At 44.5% G+C, this 7,123-nt stretch carries 5 protein-coding genes and 6 tRNA genes; 7 read left to right on the top strand and 4 right to left on the bottom strand.

Annotation, left to right across the window (positions count from 1 at the left end; all coding sequences use genetic code 11):
• The coding region (locus tag VMW01_13840) for a LytTR family DNA-binding domain-containing protein (protein ID HUW07327.1) at window positions 1-639 on the top strand (639 nt) is incomplete at its 5' end.
• Window positions 640-839: 200 nt separating this feature from the next.
• On the opposite strand, the gene VMW01_13835 is transcribed toward VMW01_13840, so the two are convergent.
• From VMW01_13835 to VMW01_13820, 4 genes are read right to left on the bottom strand one after another with little or no spacing between them, the layout of a single operon-like run.
• Window positions 840-2,048 (bottom strand): ABC transporter permease, encoded by a 1,209-nt coding sequence (locus VMW01_13835; GenBank protein HUW07326.1) that lies wholly within the window; start codon window positions 2,046-2,048, stop codon window positions 840-842.
• Between the two features lie 6 nt (window positions 2,049-2,054).
• Entirely contained in the window at window positions 2,055-3,227 is a 1,173-nt protein-coding gene (locus VMW01_13830) for an ABC transporter permease (protein HUW07325.1), read from the bottom strand.
• Between the two features lie 3 nt (window positions 3,228-3,230).
• Entirely contained in the window at window positions 3,231-4,235 is a 1,005-nt protein-coding gene (locus tag VMW01_13825) for an efflux RND transporter periplasmic adaptor subunit (GenBank protein ID HUW07324.1), read from the bottom strand.
• Window positions 4,222-5,721 carry a TolC family protein gene (locus VMW01_13820; GenBank protein HUW07323.1) on the bottom strand — a complete coding sequence of 500 codons (1,500 nt, stop codon included), beginning with the start codon at window positions 5,719-5,721 and terminating at the stop codon, window positions 4,222-4,224. Before VMW01_13820 ends, VMW01_13825 begins: the two co-directional genes overlap by 14 nt.
• A 388-nt stretch (window positions 5,722-6,109) precedes the next feature.
• Here VMW01_13820 and VMW01_13815 point away from each other — a divergent pair.
• The 6 genes from VMW01_13815 to VMW01_13790 all read left to right on the top strand — a co-directional run bounded on the left by VMW01_13815 (window position 6,110) and on the right by VMW01_13790 (window position 7,077).
• A tRNA-Asp gene (locus VMW01_13815) sits at window positions 6,110-6,194 on the top strand.
• A gap of 180 nt (window positions 6,195-6,374) precedes the next feature.
• Window positions 6,375-6,456: transfer RNA gene (locus tag VMW01_13810), tRNA-Glu, on the top strand.
• Window positions 6,457-6,548: 92 nt separating this feature from the next.
• A tRNA-Glu gene (locus tag VMW01_13805) sits at window positions 6,549-6,620 on the top strand.
• A 124-nt stretch (window positions 6,621-6,744) separates the two neighbouring features.
• A tRNA-Val gene (locus VMW01_13800) sits at window positions 6,745-6,833 on the top strand.
• Window positions 6,834-6,900: 67 nt separating this feature from the next.
• Window positions 6,901-6,987 (top strand) — tRNA-Leu (locus tag VMW01_13795).
• 3 nt (window positions 6,988-6,990) lie between these two features.
• Window positions 6,991-7,077, top strand: a tRNA-Leu gene (locus VMW01_13790).
• Window positions 7,078-7,123: the final 46 nt, after the last annotated feature.

The following is a 7,123-nucleotide window of genomic DNA, read 5'->3' as shown; positions in this document are numbered from 1 at the left end:
GAGTTGGTGGGGCGTTGTAGCTCCCCATTTCAAGCCATGGAGGTAATGAATCGCGACAGTGTTGACTTGCTATTTTTGGATATTCAAATGCCCGGACTTACCGGGCTTGAGTTTTCTCGGGCCATACAAAATGGGCCACGGGTTATTTTCACTACAGCCTACGGTCAGTATGCCTTAGAGGGATTCCGCGTTGATGCCCTCGATTACCTTGTAAAGCCATTCAACTACGAGGAATTCTTGAAGGCGGCAAATAAGGCACTTACCTGGTTTAGCATGGTGGAGCGGGGAAACGAACAAGTGGTGGTGGAAACGCCAAAATCACTGTTAGTGAAGTCCGAATATCGTTTAGTACGAGTAGATCTTGAAGATATTCAGTATGTTGAGGGTTTAAAGGATTATGTTCAGATTTTTTTGGTTAGTAGCAGCAAACCTGTAGTTTCTCAGATCAGCTTAAAGAGTTTGGAGGAGAAGTTACCTAAAGAAAAGTTTTATCGAGTTCACCGATCTTTCATTGTAAACATCGATAAAATTGTAACCATAGAGCGAAGTAGGATTGTGTTTGGCAAAACATACATACCTATCTCTGATGCTGTGAAGGAGGAGTTTTTTGCTCTAATTGAAAAAAAATTTCTTCGCTAAAATCTTTTTCTAACTTCCTCTGAAACTTAAAAAAGGGATACGCTTAGTAACTCCGTTACTAATAACATTGGTGGGGCATTGGGCTCCTTCAATGCCTACACTTCGGATATTTATTGCACCTATATTATAGGTTATTATACAAGATAGGCCTTACCAAAATGGTTCGGCCTATCAACGTTTTATCTGTTCCCCCCAGGTAATTAGGTCTCCAATAGTTCTTTTGCTCTTCGCTTGAGGTACTGTTTTAACATTATGCAGGCAAATACAAAGTAGGCAAGAGTTAACGCCCAAAGATGGAGCCAATCGCCAAGAACATCGGCAAATGGAGCTCCCATTAGGTCCATTTTCAGGATCCCTCTAATGCCGGGTGTACTTGGAATTAGCTGTGCAATAACTTTTATCCAGTTCGGAATGGCCTCGTAAGGCCAAGAAATACCGCTAAAGAAGATGAATGGGATTGAGGTAAATACAAGCACAAGCATGGAGTGCTCCCTGTTTTTAAATATGGAGGAGAGTCCAATCGCTAAAAAAATCACTGACAACAGCAATGGCACGGTGAAGAGCGCAACGCTAAAGAATTCACCCTGGTGGGGATAGTTGAAAATCTTCGTAATTATCCCAAGTACATATATGGCATTAACCATGTATATGGTTAGATAGGCCGCACTCTTGCCAAGTACGATAGGAATTGTGCCACCTCTTTTTTGCCCCACTGGAAGCAGAAAATGAAAGCGTTTACGCTCCCTATTTGTTCCACCAAGCATACCAATTCCAATTAGTAAGGTCTGCTGTAGCACGAGCACTAAAACGCCCAACATCACGTAACTGGCGTATCCTTCCGAAGGATTGTAAAGCGCGTTGGAAATAACAGGAACTGGATCTCGCATTTTTAGAGCCTCCTCTTGAGGAATTCCTCTTGCTTCCATTTTCCTTATTTCAATGCCTGCTGAGTAGGTTCCAATGGCGTACGACGTTCCCTTGAACACCTGTTTGTAGAAGAGAAAATAGGTGGCATCGCAGTACACTAGCACATGAGCTTGCTTGCCTGAAAGTACGTTTTTTGCAAAATCTTCCGGTATTACAACTACTCCGTGGACATCACCACAGTAGAATGCATCTGTTCCGCTTACCAAACTGTTTGGCTCCAGCGTTATCTTAACAAATTCTGAGGCATCAATCATCCTACCCAATTGGCGACTTTCGGGGCTTCTACTTTGGTCGACTAGGGCAATCGGAACCTCTTTTAGAACTTCTCCTGAATATACTATGCCATAAACAATTGGATAGACAATGACTGCAATAATAAAAATTAGGATTACCCCTGGGTCAGAAAAGATGTTACGGAATTCTTCCTTGAAAAAAAACGTTAGGTGGTCAAAACCCTTTAATATTTTGTGAAGTCTTCTCATCGTTTCTTAAAGTTTTCCCCACATTTTCTCGTTTCGCATCGCCTTTTTAAGCCTAAAAATGGACAACGCTGGTATCGCAATAAATAGCGCTAATGCTAACAGGCTGGTTGCCGAGTAGTAGAGCGGCATCCCTTTCATGGCCTGATCGATAAACAGGCGGTTGTAGTGGGTGTAAGGGAAGAGGTATGCAAATACTTGCCCAGCAATTGGCATTGCCATTATGGGAAATGCCAATCCAGACAAGGAAAATGCAAGGGAAGAGTAGGCCATACCAAAGCTGAGTGACTCTCGCATGTTTGCCCGTAAGCTTATAAAAAGAATTCCCACAGCTTGATAGGCTAATACATACATTATGGTTACAACAACTAGCACAGCAATGCCACCCTTGAGTGGTACTTGTAGATACTTGAAAATTAGCATATTCATAAACAATGCAACGGCAGTATAAATAACGGTATAGGGCAAAAGCTTACCCGTTACTGCTATCCATGCTTTTCCTCCGGCCGCCTCCAACCACTCACCGGCAGTATGTTCCTTAAGCTCCACTCCAATGGCATAAATACTCATAAGCAGCACAAACATTTGCAACATTATGGGAAGCATGGAGGTGGTAATAAAGTAGTTGTAACTTACATACGGGTTATACAAAACGTGGGCGTCAACCGAAACAGGAAATGAGCTTTCCTTTGCTTGATCGAGCATTTCGCCCTTTTGCATCTTGGTTGCCACCTTGAGTTGTCCACTCAAGGTTCCTACTGCAGTTCTAACATCTCGCGAAATTGCGCTGCTGGCAGCAAGGTTAATGTTGTTGTAGTATAGCACAACCCCTGGCGCTTCTCCTCTTAAGGTGTTTTTCTCAAAATCATCAGGAATATAAACTGCGGCGTAGCATTTCCATTTCTGAATTAGCACCTCTGCTTCGTCAAGGCTTTCGACCCGGTAGGCAAAATCGACAGAAGGAGTTGCTGCTATCATCCTTGCCACCCTGTGCGACAACTGAGAATTGTCGTTATCCACTAAGGCAACTGGGAGTTTATGTGCTACCCCTGAGTGAAAAAGTGAAATGAAGAGAATGAAGGTGAAAAGCGGCAAAATAAGGGTTGTAAAAACGTATATTCTGCGCGAAACCATTCGCTTAACCTCTCTCCGGGCAATCCGCAATATTCTGTTGTCCACCATTTTCTACTTGTTCTGAACAGGTAGCTTATCCCAATTTACCAGCACGCTCATTCCTGGGCGTAAACCATCAACCTTCTCGTTGGGAACTGCGCGAACCTCAAAAGTTTTTTGGTCGAAATCGCCTGAGGTTTTTGTGGCATGCCAGGTGGCAAACTCGCCCAGTGCAGTAATATAGTTCACCTTAATTTGTATCACCTTGTTTCCAAGGGCAGGAACAATTGCTGAAATCTCCATCCCCATTTTAACTTTAGGCATAAGGTCTTCGCGGAGGTTAAAGGTTACCCATTCATCCGATAAGTCAACGAGGGTTATTATTGGGAATCCTGTGCCCACCAGCTCTCCATCTTCCGAAATAATGGTTACAACCTCGCCATTTGCTGGAGCTTTAATAACCGTTGCATCCAAGTATGCCTGCACTTCCGATACCACGCCTGAGGCCTGTTCCCAAAGGGCCGTAGCAGCGCTTTTGTCCTCTTTTCGAGCACCCTCTTGGGCCATTTGATACTGCTCTTTTGCTGCCTCTTCTGTAGTTTTTGAAGCTTTCATATTTGCCTCAGCCTCATCTAGTTTTTGAAGCGGCACTACACCATCGTTGTATAGATTTTTTACTCGCTGGTATGTTTTACTTGCAAGTTCTGAGCCTGCTTTAGCCTTCTGCCACATGTTAAATGCTGCTTCTACTTCCTGAGGACGAGCTCCTTTATCGGCTTTATCGCGTTGAGCTCCTGCGGCCTTTTGGGCAGCGCGAGCCTGCTCCATTTTGGCCCTAATTTCGGGGCTGTTGATGATAATTAGCGTATCCCCTTTTCTTACGGCTTGTCCCTCCTTCACCAAAATTTCAGCTATACGGCCGGGTATTTTCGATGCCACCTTAATTTCCGTGGCATCCACCTCACCCTGAACCATAAGAGGAACTGGCTTGAGCAAAATCCATCCTGCAATGGTAAGTATGATTATCCCGGCCACAATACCGGCAATGACGAGCAGGTTTCTCTTATTTTTTTTCATAGCGCTCCTGAATTGCGTTGGTTTGATATGTTTGAATTTGTTGACTTAATCCGCTGGCCTCAAGCAGCTGAGCAAGGGTAATGTCGTAGGTGTAAATTAAGTTGAGCCGGTCTATTTTTACCTTCGAAAGGTTAAGCTGGGCATCTACTACATCTAGGGAGGTGGCATATCCTTCGCCGAACGACTTTTCGCGAACTCGTAAGTATTCTTCCGAAAATTTCAGGCTTGTTTCAATGGAAACTAACTGTTCGTTAGTTTTCAGTAGTTGGCTGTAAAGGTTGGTTATCAATACTTGAACATCATTTTCTGCTTTTTCTTGGATATCAACAACCCTCCTTTGGATACTTTTAGCAGCCTGGACCTTTCGTGTTCGTGCTAATCCATCAAAAAGTGTGTATTTCACGCCAACAGCCACAAACCAATCTGGTACAAGATTCGTCACATCTTTGTTGTAGAGATCCTTAGTACCTGTAAGGGCAATGGTGGGAAGGTAGTTGGCCAGTTCACCTTTAAGGTTAAGGTCGGCAAGCTGCTTATTAACCGCCACTTGTCGCAGCTTAGAGTTATTTTGCAAGGCTTGCTTCTTAAAGTAATCCAAGTCCTGAATGCTTGTTGGCAAAAATAGTGGGGAGGAGGTCACAACTGGTCCCGTTGCTCCAAGTGTACTTTCAAGTGCAGCTCTCACCACATCGGCATCGCGTTGGGATCCCTGCAGGGCTCTGTATGCTTCGGCCTGATAAACTTGGGCATGCAGCTTTTCGGCATCGGCAATCATTCCATTCTTAACCAAACTCTCCGCTTGCTGAACGTGCTGGTTCATACCTTCTAGCACCTCCTGTCTTACAGCAATTACGTCTTCGGCAAGGCAAAGACCAAAGTAGCGTGTTGTGAGTTCAGTAATTAAGGAGGCAGACTGTTCGCTTGCCTTTTCCTTTGCCTGATTAACTTTAACCTCGGCTGCCTTGTTGGCCGTTCGAATTTTTCCTCCAGCATAAATAGGTAGCGTGGCTCCGGCAGCAATCATTCCAAACTGCTTTTGCTGGATAACGTACTTGTCGGGAATTGCGCTTAAGGCACCGGCAAGCTGTGTGGGCATTTGAGACATGATTGTTGGCCAAGGCTGTGGCAAGACTCCTATTGCCGAAGGTGGAATTGTTGAAAAGAAGTCGGTAATCCCAGACTGCAGGTTCTGTTTTGTTTCCTTTAAATCTAAACCAATGTCATCATTGAGTAGGGTATAGGCTCCCGTAATTTCAACCTTTGGCATATAGAGCCCCCATGCTGCCTGCTTTTCATATTGCTTTTGCTTAACCTCCTGATCGGCAGCTTGAATAAGTTGGTTGGCCGATTGCATTTGCAATATGGCCTCGCCAAAGGAAAGTTTTAATGTGTCCTTAGCTTGTTCTTGTGCCACTGATTGCTGCGTTACAACCATTGACACCAAAATGAACGACGTAGTGAGGACCCATAATTTACTTCTAATCATTGTCACCAGCATTAATAGTAGTTAGAAACTAACCAATTTACAACAAGTTTGTAAGTATGAGTAATTTTTTGTGGTGCAAAAATAGCATGGTTTTTTTGCATTTCGCACACAAATTAGACTTTTTTACATGTTTGTTCGAAAAGTATAATTGATTGTTCTCTTTTGTAATAAATATCAGGTTTGTTAAATTTTTTAGATGCAGCTATTGCAGAAATAAAAACAGTAGCTATCTTTGCAACGCTAAATCGGTAAGGCATTCCACGCGTTTCGGTTTAGAAAAGTTCTCAAAATCCGGTTCGGTAGTTCAGTTGGTTAGAATGCCGCCCTGTCACGGCGGAGGTCGCGGGTTCGAGTCCCGTCATCACTGCAATACCCCTTTGGGGTTATTGGTCTCAGGGGCTGCTAGGCGTGGCCGCCGGACTGTCACTCCGGAACCAGAAATGGACAGGTGGGTTCGAATCCCATTGGGACCGCAGATCTCATAGTGTAATTGAGTTAGGATCAAAGGGAGTCATGACCTGGAGATTACTATACGAAGTATCACCTTAATCCGTGATAATACGTAGTATCACGTAAAAAGACGATATTAGTGAGAGCATGACCGACGCGCATGTCGGTTGGTGAGGGTTAGAGACCCCTGAGATTTACCTTATGCTGCCTTATGCAAGCGGTCAACGCGGCCAGACCTTCAATCTGGTTCCCAGTGATTCAGGGGTTCGAATCCCCTAGGCAGTACAATTATTGGCCAATAATTCTTGACAGGTTCGATTCCTGCTCCTTGATGGTAATTGATCATAGGGGATGGTGTGAAATGGCACGGCACAAATGGCCCGTTCGTCTAGTGGTTAGGACGCCAGGTTTTCATCCTGGTAACGCGAGTTCGATTCTCGCACGGGCTACAATGATGGGTTTCTCACGCATTAACCTTGGATTTGGTACTTTTTGCGTGAGAAACCCATCACAATAGATAATATATTACCAAAAGTGGTCGAATTCGACCATAATAGATAATATATTAGCCAAGCACCCTTAGCTCAGTTGGTCAAGAGCGCTTGCCTTACAAGCAAGAGGCGAATAGTATAACGGCGGTTCGAATCCGTCAGGGTGTACCAAAACTAATTTCAATAGCAGTCCGACGGTTGGAGTGATGAGGAATTCACATATTGATTTTAGTTTCTTCTCGATGTGGCGGAATTGGTAGACGCGCTAGACTAAGGATCTAGTGTCCGAAAGGACGTGAGAGTTCGAGTCTCTCCATCGAGACCAAATGCGGATGTGGCGGAATTGGTAGACGCGCCAGACTTAGGATCTGGTGCCCGCAAGGGCGTGTGGGTTCGAGTCCCACCTTCCGTACCATGGGGAATTAGCTCAGCTGGCTAGAGCACCTGCCTTGCACGCAGGG

Origin of the sequence: Williamwhitmania sp., from assembly GCA_035529935.1 — a bacterium.
Classification (GTDB): domain Bacteria; phylum Bacteroidota; class Bacteroidia; order Bacteroidales; family Williamwhitmaniaceae; genus Williamwhitmania.
Note: the sequence above shows the minus strand (reverse complement) of the source record. Positions and strands in the feature narration are given on the sequence as shown.

Bases quoted from the DNA above. Each gene is read 5' to 3' on its own strand.
- VMW01_13835 (HUW07326.1), bottom strand. From the start codon at position 2,048: ATGAGAAGACTTCACAAAATATTAAAGGGTTTTGACCACCTAACGTTT.
- VMW01_13830 (HUW07325.1), bottom strand. From the start codon at position 3,227: ATGGTGGACAACAGAATATTGCGGATTGCCCGGAGAGAGGTTAAGCGA.
- VMW01_13825 (HUW07324.1), bottom strand. From the start codon at position 4,235: ATGAAAAAAAATAAGAGAAACCTGCTCGTCATTGCCGGTATTGTGGCC.
- VMW01_13820 (HUW07323.1), bottom strand. From the start codon at position 5,721: ATGATTAGAAGTAAATTATGGGTCCTCACTACGTCGTTCATTTTGGTG.